The sequence below is a fragment of the Escherichia sp. MOD1-EC5990 genome (assembly GCF_002965285.1).
Classification (GTDB): domain Bacteria; phylum Pseudomonadota; class Gammaproteobacteria; order Enterobacterales; family Enterobacteriaceae; genus Escherichia; species Escherichia coli_F.
The window spans coordinates 1-15,447 of sequence record NZ_PTRV01000016.1 but is presented as its reverse complement, the minus strand read 5'-3'; the positions used below and the strand labels follow the sequence as shown (position 1 = coordinate 15,447).

General features: G+C 52.8%; 15 protein-coding genes. 12 read left to right on the top strand and 3 right to left on the bottom strand.

The genetic code is table 11. The features are described from left to right. Positions 1-12 precede the first annotated feature (12 nt). The 6 genes from ubiJ to tatD all read left to right on the top strand — a co-directional run bounded on the left by ubiJ (position 13) and on the right by tatD (position 4,725). Positions 13-618 (top strand): ubiquinone biosynthesis protein UbiJ, encoded by a 606-nt coding sequence (gene ubiJ, locus BEB42_RS17625; protein WP_001353703.1) that lies wholly within the window; start codon positions 13-15, stop codon positions 616-618. Continuing rightward, positions 615-2,255 carry a ubiquinone biosynthesis regulatory protein kinase UbiB gene (gene ubiB / locus BEB42_RS17620; protein WP_000187541.1) on the top strand — a complete coding sequence of 547 codons (1,641 nt, stop codon included), beginning with the start codon at positions 615-617 and terminating at the stop codon, positions 2,253-2,255. Before ubiJ ends, ubiB begins: the two co-directional genes overlap by 4 nt. Before the next feature lie 78 nt (positions 2,256-2,333). Further along, on the top strand, positions 2,334-2,603 hold the full coding sequence (gene tatA / locus BEB42_RS17615; RefSeq protein WP_001295260.1) for a Sec-independent protein translocase subunit TatA: 270 nt from the start codon (positions 2,334-2,336) through the stop codon (positions 2,601-2,603). Positions 2,604-2,606: 3 nt separating this feature from the next. Further along, positions 2,607-3,122 (top strand): Sec-independent protein translocase protein TatB, encoded by a 516-nt coding sequence (gene tatB / locus BEB42_RS17610; protein ID WP_000459597.1) that lies wholly within the window; start codon positions 2,607-2,609, stop codon positions 3,120-3,122. 2 nt (positions 3,123-3,124) lie between these two features. Then, a complete protein-coding gene (tatC, locus tag BEB42_RS17605) occupies positions 3,125-3,901 on the top strand; it encodes a Sec-independent protein translocase subunit TatC (RefSeq protein ID WP_000109943.1) in 777 nt (258 codons plus the stop codon). Positions 3,902-3,942: 41 nt separating this feature from the next. Then, positions 3,943-4,725 (top strand): 3'-5' ssDNA/RNA exonuclease TatD, encoded by a 783-nt coding sequence (gene tatD, locus BEB42_RS17600; protein WP_010362352.1) that lies wholly within the window; start codon positions 3,943-3,945, stop codon positions 4,723-4,725. Here tatD and rfaH read toward each other — a convergent pair. Next, positions 4,722-5,210, bottom strand: coding sequence for a transcription/translation regulatory transformer protein RfaH (rfaH, locus tag BEB42_RS17595; protein WP_001192405.1), 489 nt, complete (start codon positions 5,208-5,210; stop codon positions 4,722-4,724). The two genes, tatD and rfaH, sit on opposite strands and share 4 nt — an antisense overlap. Positions 5,211-5,376: 166 nt before the next feature. Here rfaH and ubiD point away from each other — a divergent pair, with 166 nt between their 5' ends. Next, positions 5,377-6,870, top strand: a complete 1,494-nt coding sequence (ubiD, locus tag BEB42_RS17590) for a 4-hydroxy-3-polyprenylbenzoate decarboxylase (RefSeq protein ID WP_000339813.1) — start codon at positions 5,377-5,379, stop codon at positions 6,868-6,870. Between the two features lie 45 nt (positions 6,871-6,915). Beyond that, positions 6,916-7,617, top strand: a complete 702-nt coding sequence (gene fre, locus BEB42_RS17585; protein WP_001353704.1) for an NAD(P)H-flavin reductase — start codon at positions 6,916-6,918, stop codon at positions 7,615-7,617. Between the two features lie 198 nt (positions 7,618-7,815). Here fre and fadA read toward each other — a convergent pair whose 3' ends face one another. Continuing rightward, on the bottom strand, positions 7,816-8,979 hold the full coding sequence (fadA, locus tag BEB42_RS17580) for an acetyl-CoA C-acyltransferase FadA (RefSeq protein ID WP_000438757.1): 1,164 nt from the start codon (positions 8,977-8,979) through the stop codon (positions 7,816-7,818). A 9-nt stretch (positions 8,980-8,988) separates the two neighbouring features. After that, on the bottom strand, positions 8,989-11,178 hold the full coding sequence (gene fadB / locus BEB42_RS17575) for a fatty acid oxidation complex subunit alpha FadB (protein ID WP_024218701.1): 2,190 nt from the start codon (positions 11,176-11,178) through the stop codon (positions 8,989-8,991). A gap of 188 nt (positions 11,179-11,366) precedes the next feature. On the opposite strand from fadB, the gene pepQ reads away from it, so the two are divergent. From pepQ to hemG, 4 genes are read left to right on the top strand one after another with little or no spacing between them, the layout of a single operon-like run. Then, positions 11,367-12,698, top strand: a complete 1,332-nt coding sequence (gene pepQ, locus BEB42_RS17570) for a Xaa-Pro dipeptidase (RefSeq protein ID WP_000444543.1) — start codon at positions 11,367-11,369, stop codon at positions 12,696-12,698. Then, entirely contained in the window at positions 12,698-13,312 is a 615-nt protein-coding gene (locus tag BEB42_RS17565) for an IMPACT family protein (RefSeq protein ID WP_001353706.1), read from the top strand. Before pepQ ends, BEB42_RS17565 begins: the two co-directional genes overlap by 1 nt. A 38-nt stretch (positions 13,313-13,350) precedes the next feature. Then, entirely contained in the window at positions 13,351-14,802 is a 1,452-nt protein-coding gene (gene trkH / locus BEB42_RS17560; protein ID WP_000545683.1) for a Trk system potassium transporter TrkH, read from the top strand. Positions 14,803-14,813: 11 nt separating this feature from the next. Further along, the gene (gene hemG, locus BEB42_RS17555) at positions 14,814-15,359 is read left to right on the top strand and encodes a menaquinone-dependent protoporphyrinogen IX dehydrogenase (protein WP_000853949.1); all 546 of its coding nucleotides are present in this window, start codon (positions 14,814-14,816) and stop codon (positions 15,357-15,359) included. Positions 15,360-15,447 lie beyond the last annotated feature (88 nt).

The window sequence follows — 15,447 nt, the reverse complement described above, 5'->3', positions numbered from 1 at the left end:
AGGAGACCGGAAATGCCTTTTAAACCTTTAGTGACGGCAGGAATTGAAAGTCTGCTCAACACCTTCCTGTATCGTTCACCCGCGCTGAAAACGGCCCGCTCGCGTCTGCTGGGTAAAGTTTTGCGCGTGGAGGTAAAAGGCTTTTCGACGTCATTGATTCTGGTGTTCAGCGAACGCCAGGTCGATGTGCTGGGCGAATGGGCAGGAGATGCTGACTGCACCGTTATCGCCTACGCCAGCGTGTTGCCGAAACTTCGCGATCGCCAGCAGCTTGCTGCGTTAATTCGCAGCGGTGAGCTGGAAGTACAGGGCGATATTCAGGTGGTGCAAAACTTCGTTGCGCTGGCAGATCTGGCAGAGTTCGACCCTGCGGAACTGCTGGCCCCTTATACCGGTGATATCGCCGCTGAAGGTATCAGCAAAGCCATGCGCGGAGGCGCAAAGTTCCTGCATCACAGCATTAAGCGCCAGCAACGTTATGTGGCAGAAGCCATTACTGAAGAGTGGCGTATGGCACCTGGTCCGCTTGAAGTGGCCTGGTTTGCGGAAGAGACGGCTGCCGTCGAGCGTGCTGTTGATGCCCTGACCAAACGGCTGGAAAAACTGGAGGCTAAATGACGCCAGGTGAAGTACGGCGCCTATATTTCATCATTCGCACTTTTTTAAGCTACGGACTTGATGAACTGATCCCCAAAATGCGTATCACCCTGCCGCTACGGCTATGGCGATACTCATTATTCTGGATGCCAAATCGGCATAAAGACAAACCTTTAGGTGAACGGCTACGACTGGCCCTGCAAGAACTGGGGCCGGTATGGATCAAGTTCGGGCAAATGTTATCAACCCGCCGCGATCTTTTTCCGCCACATATTGCCGATCAGCTGGCGTTATTGCAGGACAAAGTCGCTCCGTTTGATGGCAAGCTGGCAAAGCAGCAGATTGAAGCTGCAATGGGCGGCTTGCCGGTAGACGCGTGGTTTGACGATTTTGAAATCAAGCCGCTGGCGTCGGCTTCTATTGCTCAGGTTCATACCGCGCGATTGAAATCGAATGGTAAAGAGGTGGTGATTAAAGTCATCCGCCCGGATATTTTGCCGGTCATTAAAGCGGATCTGAAACTTATCTACCGTCTGGCTCGCTGGGTGCCGCGTTTGCTGCCGGATGGTCGCCGTCTGCGCCCAACCGAAGTGGTGCGCGAGTACGAAAAGACATTGATTGATGAACTGAATTTGCTGCGGGAATCTGCCAACGCCATTCAGCTTCGGCGCAATTTTGAAGACAGCCCGATGCTCTACATCCCGGAAGTTTACCCTGACTATTGCAGTGAAGGGATGATGGTGATGGAGCGCATTTACGGCATTCCGGTTTCAGATGTCGCGGCGCTGGAGAAAAACGGCACCAACATGAAGTTGCTGGCAGAACGCGGCGTGCAGGTGTTCTTCACTCAGGTCTTTCGCGACAGCTTTTTCCATGCCGATATGCATCCTGGCAACATCTTTGTAAGCTATGAACACCCAGAAAACCCGAAATATATCGGCATTGATTGCGGGATTGTTGGCTCGCTAAACAAAGAAGATAAACGCTATCTGGCGGAAAACTTTATCGCCTTCTTTAATCGCGATTATCGCAAAGTGGCAGAGCTACACGTCGATTCAGGCTGGGTGCCGCCAGATACCAACGTTGAAGAGTTCGAATTTGCCATTCGTACGGTCTGTGAACCTATCTTTGAGAAACCGCTGGCCGAAATTTCGTTTGGACATGTACTGTTAAATCTGTTTAATACGGCGCGTCGCTTCAATATGGAAGTGCAGCCGCAACTGGTGTTACTCCAGAAAACCCTGCTCTACGTCGAAGGGGTAGGTCGCCAGCTTTATCCGCAGCTCGATTTATGGAAAACGGCGAAGCCTTTCCTGGAGTCGTGGATTAAAGATCAGGTCGGTATTCCTGCGCTGGTGAGAGCATTTAAAGAAAAAGCGCCGTTCTGGGTCGAAAAAATGCCAGAACTGCCTGAACTGGTTTACGACAGTTTGCGCCAGGGCAAGTATTTACAGCACAGTGTTGATAAGATTGCCCGCGAGCTTCAGTCAAATCATGTACGTCAGGGACAATCGCGTTATTTTCTCGGAATTGGCGCTACGTTAGTATTAAGTGGCACATTCTTGTTGGTCAGCCGTCCTGAATGGGGGTTGATGCCCGGCTGGTTAATGGCAGGTGGTCTGATCGCCTGGTTTGTCGGTTGGCGCAAAACACGCTGATTTTTTCATCGCTCAAGGCGGGCCGTGTAACGTATAATGCGGCCTTGTTTAATCATCATCTACCACAGAGGAACATGTATGGGTGGTATCAGTATTTGGCAGTTATTGATTATTGCCGTCATCGTTGTACTGCTTTTTGGCACCAAAAAGCTCGGCTCCATCGGTTCCGATCTTGGTGCGTCGATCAAAGGCTTTAAAAAAGCAATGAGCGATGATGAACCAAAGCAGGATAAAACCAGTCAGGATGCTGATTTTACTGCGAAAACTATCGCCGATAAGCAGGCGGATACGAATCAGGAACAGGCTAAAACAGAAGACGCGAAGCGCCACGATAAAGAGCAGGTGTAATCCGTGTTTGATATCGGTTTTAGCGAACTGCTATTGGTGTTCATCATCGGCCTCGTCGTTCTGGGGCCGCAACGACTGCCTGTGGCGGTAAAAACGGTAGCTGGCTGGATTCGCGCGTTGCGTTCACTGGCGACAACGGTGCAGAACGAACTGACCCAGGAGTTAAAACTCCAGGAGTTTCAGGACAGCCTGAAAAAGGTTGAAAAGGCGAGCCTCACTAACCTGACGCCCGAACTGAAAGCGTCGATGGATGAACTACGCCAGGCCGCGGAGTCGATGAAGCGTTCCTACGTTGCAAACGATCCTGAAAAGGCGAGCGATGAAGCGCACACCATCCATAACCCGGTGGTGAAAGATAATGAAGCTGCGCATGAAGGCGTAACGCCTGCCGCTGCACAAACGCAGGCCAGTTCGCCGCAACAGAAGCCAGAAACCACGCCAGAGCCGGCGGTAAAACCAGCTGCGGACGCTGAACCGAAAACCGCTGCACCTTCCCCTTCGTCGAGTGATAAACCGTAAACATGTCTGTAGAAGATACTCAACCGCTTATCACGCACCTGATTGAGCTGCGTAAGCGTCTGCTGAACTGCATTATCGCGGTGATCGTGATATTCCTGTGTCTGGTCTATTTCGCCAATGACATCTATCACCTGGTATCCGCGCCATTGATCAAGCAGTTGCCGCAAGGTTCAACGATGATCGCCACCGACGTGGCCTCACCGTTCTTTACGCCGATCAAGCTGACCTTTATGGTGTCGCTGATTCTGTCAGCGCCGGTGATTCTCTATCAGGTGTGGGCGTTTATCGCCCCAGCGCTGTATAAGCATGAACGTCGCCTGGTGGTGCCGCTGCTGGTTTCCAGCTCTCTGTTGTTTTATATCGGCATGGCGTTCGCCTACTTTGTGGTCTTTCCTCTGGCATTTGGCTTCCTTGCCAATACCGCGCCGGAAGGGGTACAGGTATCCACCGACATCGCCAGCTATTTAAGCTTCGTTATGGCGTTGTTTATGGCGTTTGGTGTCTCCTTTGAAGTGCCGGTGGCAATTGTGTTGCTGTGCTGGATGGGGATTACCTCGCCAGAAGACTTACGCAAAAAACGTCCGTATGTGCTGGTTGGCGCATTCGTCGTCGGGATGTTGCTGACGCCGCCGGATGTCTTCTCGCAAACGCTGCTGGCGATCCCGATGTACTGCTTGTTTGAAATTGGTGTCTTCTTCTCACGCTTTTACGTTGGTAAGGGTCGAAACCGGGAAGAGGAAAACGACGCTGAAGCAGAAAGCGAAAAAACTGAAGAATAAATTCAACCGCCCGTCAGGGCGGTTGTCATATGGAGTACAGGATGTTTGATATCGGCGTTAATTTGACCAGTTCGCAATTTGCGAAAGACCGTGATGATGTTGTAGCACGCGCTTTTGACGCAGGAGTTGATGGGCTGCTCATCACTGGCACTAACCTGCACGAAAGCCAGCAGGCACAAAAACTGGCGCGTCAGTATTCATCCTGTTGGTCAACGGCGGGCGTGCATCCTCATGACAGCAGCCAGTGGCAAGCAGCGACCGAAGAAGCGATCATTGAACTGGCCTCGCAGCCAGAAGTGGTGGCGATTGGTGAGTGTGGCCTCGACTTTAACCGCAACTTTTCTACACCAGAAGAGCAGGAACGTGCTTTTGTTGCTCAGCTACGCATTGCTGCAGAATTAAACATGCCAGTATTTATGCACTGTCGCGATGCCCACGATCGGTTTATAACCTTGCTGGAGCCGTGGCTGGATAAACTGCCTGGTGCAGTTCTTCATTGCTTTACCGGCACACGCGAAGAGATGCAGGCGTGCGCGGCGCGTGGAATTTATATCGGCATTACCGGTTGGGTTTGCGATGAACGACGCGGGCTGGAGCTGCGGGAATTGTTGCCGTTGATTCCGGCGGAGAAATTGCTGATCGAAACTGATGCGCCGTATTTGCTCCCGCGCGATCTCACGCCGAAGCCATCATCCCGGCGCAACGAGCCAGCCCATCTGCCCCATATTTTGCAACGTATTGCGCACTGGCGTGGAGAAGATGCCGCATGGCTGGCTGCCACCACGGATGCCAATGTTAAAACACTGTTTGGGATTGCGTTTTAGAGTTTGCGGAACTCGGTGTTCTTCACACTGTGCTTAATCTCTTTATTAATAAGATTAAGCAATAGCATGGAGCGAGCCTCACCGTCGGGTTCGGTGAAAATGGCCTGGAAACCTTCGAACGCGCCTTCGGTAATAATCACCTTATCACCCGGATAAGGGGTTGCCGGATCGACAATGTTTTTCGGTTTATATACCGACAGTTGATGGATTACCGCTGATGGGACTATCGCCGGCGATGCGCCAAAGCGCACAAAGTGGCTGACGCCGCGGGTCGCACTGATGGTTGTGGTATGAATCACTTCCGGATCAAATTCCACAAACAGGTAATTGGGGAACAGTGGTTCACTGACTGCGGTTCGTTTGCCTCGCACGATTTTTTCCAGGGTGATCATCGGCGCCAGGCAATTCACCGCCTGTCTTTCGAGGTGTTCCTGGGCACGTTGAAGTTGCCCGCGCTTGCAGTACAGTAAATACCAGGATTGCATAATGACTCTTATCCGTTTAATCGGGGCGCAAGGATAGCAAAAGCTTTACGCTAAGTTAATTATATTCCCCGGTTTGCGTTATACCGTCAGAGTTCACGCTAATTTAACAAATTTACAGCATCGCAAAGATGAACGCCGTATAATGGGCGCAGATTAAGAGGCTACAATGGATGCCATGAAATATAACGATTTACGCGACTTCCTGACGCTGCTTGAACAGCAGGGTGAGCTAAAACGTATCACTCTCCCGGTGGATCCGCATCTGGAAATCACTGAAATTGCTGACCGCACTTTGCGTGCAGGTGGGCCTGCGCTGTTATTCGAAAACCCTAAAGGGTACTCAATGCCGGTGCTTTGCAACCTGTTCGGTACGCCGAAGCGCGTGGCGATGGGCATGGGGCAGGAAGATGTTTCGGCGCTGCGTGAAGTGGGTAAATTATTGGCTTTTCTGAAAGAGCCGGAGCCGCCAAAAGGTTTCCGCGACCTGTTTGATAAACTGCCGCAGTTTAAACAAGTATTGAACATGCCGACAAAGCGACTGCGTGGTGCGCCCTGCCAACAAAAAATCGTCTCTGGCGATGACGTCGATCTCAATCGCATTCCCATTATGACCTGCTGGCCGGAAGATGCCGCGCCGCTGATTACCTGGGGGCTGACAGTGACGCGCGGCCCGAATAAAGAACGGCAGAATCTGGGTATTTATCGCCAGCAGCTGATTGGTAAAAACAAACTGATTATGCGTTGGCTGTCGCATCGCGGCGGCGCGCTAGATTATCAGGAGTGGTGCGCGGCACATCCGGGCGAACGTTTCCCGGTTTCTGTGGCGCTGGGTGCTGATCCCGCAACGATTCTCGGTGCGGTAACGCCCGTTCCGGATACACTTTCAGAATATGCGTTTGCCGGATTGCTGCGCGGCACCAAGACCGAAGTGGTGAAGTGTATCTCCAATGACCTTGAAGTGCCCGCCAGTGCGGAGATTGTGCTGGAAGGGTATATCGAACAAGGTGAAACGGCGCCGGAAGGGCCGTATGGCGACCACACCGGTTACTATAACGAAGTCGATAGTTTCCCGGTATTCACCGTGACGCATATTACCCAGCGTGAAGATGCGATTTACCATTCCACCTATACCGGGCGTCCGCCAGATGAACCCGCGGTACTGGGCGTAGCGTTGAACGAAGTGTTCGTGCCGATTCTGCAAAAACAGTTCCCGGAAATTGTCGATTTTTACCTGCCGCCGGAAGGCTGTTCATATCGTCTGGCGGTAGTGACAATCAAAAAACAGTACGCCGGACACGCGAAGCGCGTCATGATGGGCGTCTGGTCGTTCTTACGCCAGTTTATGTACACTAAATTTGTGATCGTTTGCGATGATGACGTCAACGCACGCGACTGGAACGATGTGATTTGGGCGATTACCACCCGTATGGACCCGGCGCGGGACACGGTGTTGGTCGAAAATACGCCTATTGATTATCTGGATTTTGCCTCGCCTGTCTCCGGGCTGGGTTCAAAAATGGGGCTGGATGCCACGAATAAATGGCCAGGGGAAACCCAGCGTGAATGGGGACGTCCCATCAAAAAAGATCCGGATGTTGTCGCGCATATTGACGCCATCTGGGATGAACTGGCTATTTTTAACAACGGTAAAAGCGCCTGATGCGCGTTTGTTTTGCCCTATTTATCGATCCGACAGAGAAAGCGCATGACAACCTTAAGCTGTAAAGTGACCTCGGTAGAAGCTATCACCGATACCGTATATCGTGTCCGCATCGTGCCAGACGCGGCCTTTTCTTTTCGTGCTGGTCAGTATTTGATGGTGGTGATGGATGAGCGCGATAAACGTCCATTCTCAATGGCTTCGACGCCGGATGAAAAAGAGTTTATCGAGCTGCATATTGGCGCTTCTGAAATCAACCTTTACGCGAAAGCAGTCATGGACCGCATCCTCAAAGATCATCAAATCGTGGTCGATATTCCCCACGGAGAAGCGTGGCTGCGCGATGATGAAGAGCGTCCGATGATTTTGATTGCGGGCGGTACAGGCTTCTCTTATGCGCGCTCGATTTTGCTGACGGCGCTGGCGCGTAACCCAAACCGTGATATCACCATTTACTGGGGCGGGCGTGAAGAGCAGCATCTTTATGATCTCTCCGAGCTTGAGGCGCTTTCGCTTAAGCATCCAGGTTTGCAAGTGGTGCCGGTGGTTGAACAACCGGAAGCGGGCTGGCGTGGGCGTACTGGCACTGTGTTAACGGCGGTATTGCAGGATCACGGTACGCTGGCAGAGCATGATATCTATATTGCCGGACGTTTTGAGATGGCGAAAATTGCCCGTGACCTGTTTTGCAGTGAGCGTAATGCGCGGGAAGATCGCCTGTTTGGCGATGCGTTTGCATTTATCTGAGATATAAAAAACCCGCCCCTGACAGGCGGGAAGAACGGCAACTAAAACTTTATACAGTGATACAGTGGCATTTAGATCTATGTCGCATCCGGCAATCGATGCACGATGCCTGATGCGACGCTGGTGCGTCTTATCAGGCCTACATTAGTGCCGGGTCGGTAGACCGGATAAGGCATTCACGCCGCATCCGGCAAGTGGTTAAACCCGCTCAAACACCGTTGCAATACCCTGACCCAGACCAATGCACATCGTCGCCAGACCAAACTGGGCATCTTTGCGCTCCATTAGATTCAGCAGCGTGGTGCTGATACGCGCACCGGAACAACCCAGAGGATGGCCCAGCGCGATCGCGCCACCGTTGAGATTGATCTTCTCGTCAATCTGCTCCATCAGTCCCAGATCTTTAATGCACGGCAGGATCTGCGCGGCGAAGGCTTCATTCATTTCAAACACGCCGATATCGCTGGCAGAAAGCCCCGCTTTTTTCAGCGCCAGCTTCGAGGCTGGAACCGGGCCGTAACCCATAATCGACGGGTCACAACCAACGACCGCCATCGAACGTACGCGGGCGCGTGGCTTAAGACCTAATTCACGGGCGCGGCTTTCACTCATCACCAGCATGGCTGCAGCGCCATCGGAGAGAGCGGAAGACGTACCCGCCGTTACCGTGCCGCTGACTGGATCGAACGCCGGACGCAGCGTGGCGAGGGCTTCCACGGTGGTTTCCGGCCGAATCACTTCGTCGTAATTAAACTGCTTCAGGACGCCGTCGGCATCGTGACCACCAGTCGGGATAATTTCATTTTTAAATGCACCCGACTGCGTGGCGGCCCAGGCGCGGGCGTGTGACCGTGCGGCAAAGGCATCCTGCATTTCACGGCTGATACTGTGCATACGCGCCAGCATTTCTGCCGTTAAGCCCATCATGCCCGCCGCTTTGGCGACATTGCGGCTCAGGCCGGGGTGAAAATCGACGCCGTGACTCATCGGCACATGGCCCATATGCTCCACGCCGCCAACCAGACATGCCTGCGCATCGCCGGTCATGATCATTCGTGCTGCGTCATGCAATGCCTGCATGGATGATCCGCACAAGCGATTGACGGTAACCGCCGGGACAGAATGCGGCACTTCTGCCAACAGCGCCGCGTTACGGGCGATGTTAAAACCTTGCTCCAGCGTCTGCTGCACACAGCCCCAGTAAATATCGTCGAGGGCAGCCGCTTCCAGCGCCGGGTTACGCGCCAGCAGGCTACGCATTAAATGAGCGGAGAGATCTTCCGCACGCACGTTACGAAAAGCACCGCCCTTCGAACGGCCCATCGGGGTACGAATTGCATCGACAATGACAACCTGTTCCATTGTGACTCCTTAAGCCGTTTTCAGGTCGCCAACCGGACGGGCTGGCTCAACCGGGGGATAGTACGGTTCGTTATGACGCGCTTTATTACGCAGACCTTCCGGCACTTCATACAGCGGGCCGAGGTGCTGATATTGCTGTGCCATATCGAGATATTTTGCGCTACCGAGGGTGTCCAGCCAGCGGAACGCGCCGCCGTGGAACGGAGGGAAGCCCAGGCCGTAGACCAGTGCCATATCGGCTTCTGCCGGAGTGGCGATAATGCCTTCCTCCAGACAACGCACCACTTCGTTGACCATCGGGATCATCATGCGGGCGATAATCTCTTCTTCGCTGAAATCGCGCTTCGGCTGGCTGACTTCTGCCAGCAGGTCGTCAACGGCGGCATCTTCTTCTTTCTTCGGCTTACCTTTGCAGTCTTCTTTATAACGCCAGAAACCGAGGCCGTTTTTCTGACCAAAACGGTTGGCATCAAACAGTGCGTCGATGGCATCGCGATAATCTTTCTGCATCCGCTGCGGGAAACCTGCTGCCATCACTGCCTGGGCGTGATGCGCGGTATCAATGCCCACGACATCCAGCAGGTATGCCGGACCCATCGGCCAGCCGAACTGTTTTTCCATCACTTTGTCGATCTTGCGAAAATCCGCGCCGTCGCGCAGCAGCTGGCTGAATCCGGCGAAGTAGGGGAACAGCACGCGGTTAACAAAGAAGCCGGGGCAGTCATTAACCACAATTGGCGTTTTACCCATCTTGCTCGCCCATGCGACAACTTTCGCGATGGTTTCGTCGGAGCTTTTCTCACCGCGAATAATTTCCACCAACGGCATTCGGTGGACCGGGTTAAAGAAGTGCATCCCGCAGAAGTTTTCCGGACGTTCCAGCGCGTTGGCCAGTTCGCTGATAGGAATGGTTGAAGTGTTAGACGCCAGCACGGTATCCGGGCGTACTTTCTGCTCGGTTTCTGCCAGCACGGCTTTTTTCACTTTCGGGTTTTCAACAACCGCTTCTACCACAATATCCACGCGATCAAACCCGGCGTAGTCGAGCGTTGGATGAATCGTGGAGATCACGCCAGCCAGTTTCAGACCATCGATCTTGCCGCGCTCAAGCTGCTTGTTCAGCAGTTTTGCGGCTTCAGTCATACCGAGGGTTAACGACTTGTCATTGATATCTTTCATGACAACCGGCACGCCTTTCCACGCAGACTGGTAAGCAATGCCGCCGCCCATAATGCCTGCGCCCAGCACAGCGGCCTGTTTTGGGGTTTCAACGTCTTTGGTGAGTTTCTTCGCTTTGCCTTTTACATATTGATCGTTAAGGAAAATGCCGACCAGTGCGCGAGCTTCGTTGGTATGCGCCAGCGGGACAAAACTTTTGTTTTCCAGATTTAATGCTTCTTTACGACCAAAACGGGCAGCCGCTTCAATGGTTTTTACTGCGGTGATGGGCGCGGGGTAATGTTTCCCTGCCGTTTGTGCGACCATTCCTTTAGCGATGGTGAAGCTCATGGTGGCTTCAATCTTGCTCAGTTTTAGCGGTTCCAGCTTCGGCTGACGTTTCGCTTTCCAGTCGAGGTCGCCGTTAATAGCCTGACGTAAAATCGCCTTCGCGCCTTCAACCAGTTTTTCTGCTTTGACTACGCCATCCACCAGACCGATTTTCAGCGCCTGATCCGCGCCGACATCTTTACCGGCGGCAATGATTTCCAGCGCACTATCAGCACCGAGCATACGTGGCATACGTACAGAACCGCCAAAGCCCGGCATAATGCCCAGTTTGGTTTCCGGCAGACCGATGCGCAGATCTGGCGTCGCCAGACGATAATCGGTCGCCAGCACACATTCGCAGCCACCGCCCAGCGCATAGCCGTTGACGGCAGCAATGGTCGGCACCGGCAGATCTTCCAGGCGATTAAACACGCTATTGGCAAAATGCAGCCACTGGCTTAACTGTTCTTCAGGAACGAGGAACAGGGACAAGAATTCGGTGATATCAGCACCGACGATAAAGGCTGCTTTATTCGAACGCAGCAGCAGCCCTTTTAAATCTGATTGCTGTTCCAGCACGCCGATGGCCTCGCCGAGGCTGGCGACGGTCGCAGTGTCGAGTTTATTAACTGAACCTGGGGCATCAAATACCAGTTCGGCAATGCCATCTTCCAGCCAGTCAAGGTACAGGGTGTCGCCTTTGTAAAGCATGTCAGTCTCCTGAATCCGCAAGGTGATCTGGTCGTACCAGATGGGACGAAGTGTGTATTTTGTGTTAAAAATATGCAAATAAAAGATTAAAGAAATGCCAATCTGATCACGCTCGGCAGAAATCACGCTCTGTATTAACGTTGTGCTAAGATGCGGAGACTTAAGGTCAAAAAACAGAAGGGTAAAAAATGGAATCACTGGCCTCGCTCTATAAAAATCATATAGCTACCTTACAGGAACGGACTCGCGATGCGCTGGCGCGCTTCAAACTGGATGCGTTACTTATTCACTCCGGCGAACTGTTCAACGTTTTTCTCGACGATCATCCCTATCCGTTTAAAGTGAACCCGCAATTCAAAGCGTGGGTGCCGGTAACTCAGGTGCCAAACTGCTGGCTGCTGGTAGATGGCGTGAATAAGCCGAAACTGTGGTTCTATCTGCCGGTTGATTACTGGCACAACGTTGAACCGCTGCCGAACTCCTTCTGGACTGAAGATATAGAAGTGATCGCGCTGCCGAAAGCCGATGGCATTGGTAGCCTGTTGCCAGCTGCGCGCGGCAATATCGGTTATATCGGTCCGGTGCCGGAACGTGCGCTGCAACTGGGTATTGAGGCCAGCAATATCAACCCGAAAGGGGTGATCGACTACCTGCATTACTACCGCTCCTTCAAAACCGAGTACGAACTGGCCTGTATGCGTGAAGCGCAGAAAATGGCGGTCAACGGCCATCGCGCGGCAGAAGAAGCGTTCCGTTCTGGCATGAGCGAGTTCGATATCAACATTGCCTATCTGACCGCGACCGGTCATCGTGATACCGACGTGCCTTACAGCAACATTGTGGCGCTCAACGAACATGCTGCGGTACTGCATTACACCAAACTGGACCATCAGGCACCGGAAGAGATGCGCAGCTTCCTGCTGGATGCCGGGGCCGAATATAACGGCTATGCGGCTGACCTGACTCGTACCTGGTCGGCAAAAAGCGACAACGACTATGCACAGTTGGTGAAAGACGTAAATGATGAACAACTGGCGCTGATCGCTACCATGAAAGCAGGCGTCAGCTATGTGGATTACCACATCCAGTTCCATCAGCGTATCGCCAAACTGCTGCGTAAACATCAAATCATCACCGATATGAGTGAAGAGGCGATGGTCGAAAATGATCTTACCGGACCGTTTATGCCGCATGGTATCGGCCATCCGCTGGGCCTGCAGGTGCATGACGTCGCTGGTTTTATGCAGGATGATAGCGGTACGCACCTCGCGGCACCGGCAAAATATCCGTACCTGCGCTGCACTCGTATTCTCCAGCCGGGCATGGTGTTAACCATCGAACCGGGTATCTACTTCATCGAATCGCTGCTGGCGCCGTGGCGTGAAGGGCAGTTCAGCAAACACTTCAACTGGCAGAAAATTGAAGCACTGAAACCGTTTGGTGGCATTCGTATCGAAGACAACGTGGTGATCCACGAAAACAACGTGGAAAACATGACCCGGGATCTGAAACTGGCGTGATGGAAAGCTGGTTAATCCCTGCGGCACCGGTCACGGTCGTTGAAGAGATCAAAAAGAGCCGCTTCATTACGCTGTTGGCGCATACCGATGGCGTTGAGGCGGCGAAAGCGTTTGTTGAATCGGTGCGGGCAGAGCATCCCGATGCTCGCCACCATTGTGTGGCGTGGGTAGCTGGCGCACCGGATGATTCTCAACAACTGGGTTTCTCTGATGACGGGGAACCGGCGGGAACGGCAGGTAAACCGATGCTCGCCCAACTTATGGGCAGCGGCGTCGGGGAAATTACCGCCGTGGTGGTGCGCTACTACGGCGGCATATTGCTGGGCACCGGTGGGTTAGTGAAAGCGTATGGCGGCGGCGTGAATCAGGCACTGCGCCAGCTAACGACCCAACGCAAGACGCCATTAACCGAATATACTTTGCAATGTGAATATAGTCAGTTAACCGGCATTGAAGCGTTGCTGGGGCAGTGTGGCGGCAAAATTATCAACAGTGATTATCAGGCATTCGTTCTGCTGCGGGTGGCGCTTCCGGCGGCGAAAGTGGCTGAATTTTCCGCAAAACTGGCGGATTTTAGCCGTGGTTCATTGCAATTGTTAGCGATTGAAGAATAATCCCCACTTCATTTTGCAGAACTAAGGAAGCGGCAGAGATGCATTTTCGCGCCATTACCCGAATTGTTGGACTACTGGTCATCTTATTTTCAGGGACCATGATTATCCCTGGGCTGGTAGCACTCATCTACCGGGATGGTGCGGGCCGCGCCTTTACCCAGACCTTTTTTGTCGCCCTTGCCATTGGTTCTATGCTGTGGTGGCCGAACCGTAAAGAAAAGGGCGAACTGAAATCCCGTGAAGGGTTTCTGATAGTGGTGCTGTTCTGGACCGTGTTGGGTAGCGTCGGTGCGCTCCCTTTTATCTTTTCGGAAAGCCCAAACCTCACGATTACCGATGCGTTTTTTGAATCTTTCTCCGGTCTGACTACCACGGGGGCCACTACGCTGGTGGGACTGGATACACTTCCTCACGCAATCCTCTTTTATCGCCAGATGCTGCAATGGTTTGGCGGGATGGGGATCATCGTTTTGGCGGTTGCGATACTGCCTATCCTCGGCGTGGGTGGGATGCAGCTCTATCGCGCAGAAATGCCCGGCCCGCTGAAAGATAACAAAATGCGCCCGCGAATTGCGGAAACGGCGAAAACCCTGTGGTTGATTTATGTCTTGCTGACCGTCGCCTGTGCGCTGGCGTTGTGGTTTGCCGGAATGGATGCCTTTGATGCCATCGGCCATAGCTTTGCGACTATCGCTATTGGCGGCTTCTCGACACATGATGCCAGTATCGGTTATTTCGACAGCCCGACTATTAACACCATCATTGCTATCTTCCTGCTGATCTCCGGCTGTAACTACGGTCTGCACTTTTCGCTGTTAAGTGGGCGTAGTCTGAAGGTTTATTGGCGCGATCCGGAATTTCGCATGTTTATCGGCGTACAGTTTACGCTGGTGGTTATTTGTACCCTCGTGCTGTGGTTTCATAATGTCTATAGTTCGGCGCTGATGACAATTAACCAGGCGTTTTTTCAGGTGGTGTCGATGGCGACAACCGCCGGGTTTACGACAGATAGCATTGCCCGCTGGCCGCTCTTTTTGCCGGTACTGCTGTTATGTTCAGCATTTATTGGCGGTTGCGCCGGGTCTACGGGCGGTGGCCTGAAAGTGATCCGCATTCTGCTGCTGTTTAAGCAGGGGAACCGTGAGCTGAAACGACTGGTGCATCCGAACGCCGTCTATAGCATTAAGCTAGGGAATCGCGCACTGCCGGAACGTATCCTCGAAGCTGTTTGGGGATTTTTCTCTGCCTATGCATTGGTGTTTATTGTCAGTATGCTGGCGATTATCGCCACGGGGGTGGATGACTTTTCTGCCTTTGCCTCGGTTGTTGCGACATTGAATAACCTGGGGCCAGGGCTTGGCGTGGTTGCTGATAACTTTACCAGTATGAACCCGGTGGCTAAATGGATCCTGATTGCCAATATGCTGTTTGGTCGTCTCGAGGTCTTTACATTACTGGTGCTCTTTACCCCGACTTTCTGGCGTGAATGATGGAGTAATACGTGAAAACATTAATTCTTTTCTCAACAAGGGACGGACAAACGCGCGAGATTGCCGCCTACCTGGCTTCGGAACTGAAAGAATTGGGGATCCAGGCGGATGTCGCCAATGTGCACCGCATTGAAGAACCACAGTGGGAAAACTACGACCGTGTGGTCATTGGTGCTTCTATTCGCTATGGTCACTACCACTCTGCGTTCCAGGAATTTGTCAAAAAGCATGCGACGCGGCTGAATTCGATGCCGAGCGCCTTTTACTCCGTAAACCTGGTGGCGCGTAAACCGGAGAAGCGTACTCCACAGACCAACAGCTACGCGCGCAAGTTTCTGATGAGTTCACAATGGCGTCCCGATCGCTGTGCCGTCATTGCCGGGGCGCTACGTTATCCACGTTACCGCTGGTACGACCGCTTTATGATCAAGCTGATTATGAAGATGTCAGGCGGTGAAACGGATACGCGCAAAGAAGTTGTCTATACCGATTGGCAGCAGGTGGCGAATTTCGCCCGAGAAATCGCCCATTTAACCGACAAACCGACGCTGAAATAAGCATAAAGAGTAAAAAATGCGCGGTCGGAAAATTATTTTAAATTTCCTCTTGTCAGGCCGGAATAACTCCCTATAATGCGCCACCACT

Bases quoted from the DNA above. Each gene is read 5' to 3' on its own strand.
- ubiJ (WP_001353703.1), top strand. From the start codon at position 13: ATGCCTTTTAAACCTTTAGTGACGGCAGGAATTGAAAGTCTGCTCAAC.
- ubiB (WP_000187541.1), top strand. From the start codon at position 615: ATGACGCCAGGTGAAGTACGGCGCCTATATTTCATCATTCGCACTTTT.
- tatA (WP_001295260.1), top strand. From the start codon at position 2,334: ATGGGTGGTATCAGTATTTGGCAGTTATTGATTATTGCCGTCATCGTT.
- tatC (WP_000109943.1), top strand. From the start codon at position 3,125: ATGTCTGTAGAAGATACTCAACCGCTTATCACGCACCTGATTGAGCTG.
- tatD (WP_010362352.1), top strand. From the start codon at position 3,943: ATGTTTGATATCGGCGTTAATTTGACCAGTTCGCAATTTGCGAAAGAC.
- rfaH (WP_001192405.1), bottom strand. From the start codon at position 5,210: ATGCAATCCTGGTATTTACTGTACTGCAAGCGCGGGCAACTTCAACGT.
- ubiD (WP_000339813.1), top strand. From the start codon at position 5,377: ATGGATGCCATGAAATATAACGATTTACGCGACTTCCTGACGCTGCTT.
- fre (WP_001353704.1), top strand. From the start codon at position 6,916: ATGACAACCTTAAGCTGTAAAGTGACCTCGGTAGAAGCTATCACCGAT.
- fadA (WP_000438757.1), bottom strand. From the start codon at position 8,979: ATGGAACAGGTTGTCATTGTCGATGCAATTCGTACCCCGATGGGCCGT.
- fadB (WP_024218701.1), bottom strand. From the start codon at position 11,178: ATGCTTTACAAAGGCGACACCCTGTACCTTGACTGGCTGGAAGATGGC.
- pepQ (WP_000444543.1), top strand. From the start codon at position 11,367: ATGGAATCACTGGCCTCGCTCTATAAAAATCATATAGCTACCTTACAG.
- BEB42_RS17565 (WP_001353706.1), top strand. From the start codon at position 12,698: ATGGAAAGCTGGTTAATCCCTGCGGCACCGGTCACGGTCGTTGAAGAG.
- trkH (WP_000545683.1), top strand. From the start codon at position 13,351: ATGCATTTTCGCGCCATTACCCGAATTGTTGGACTACTGGTCATCTTA.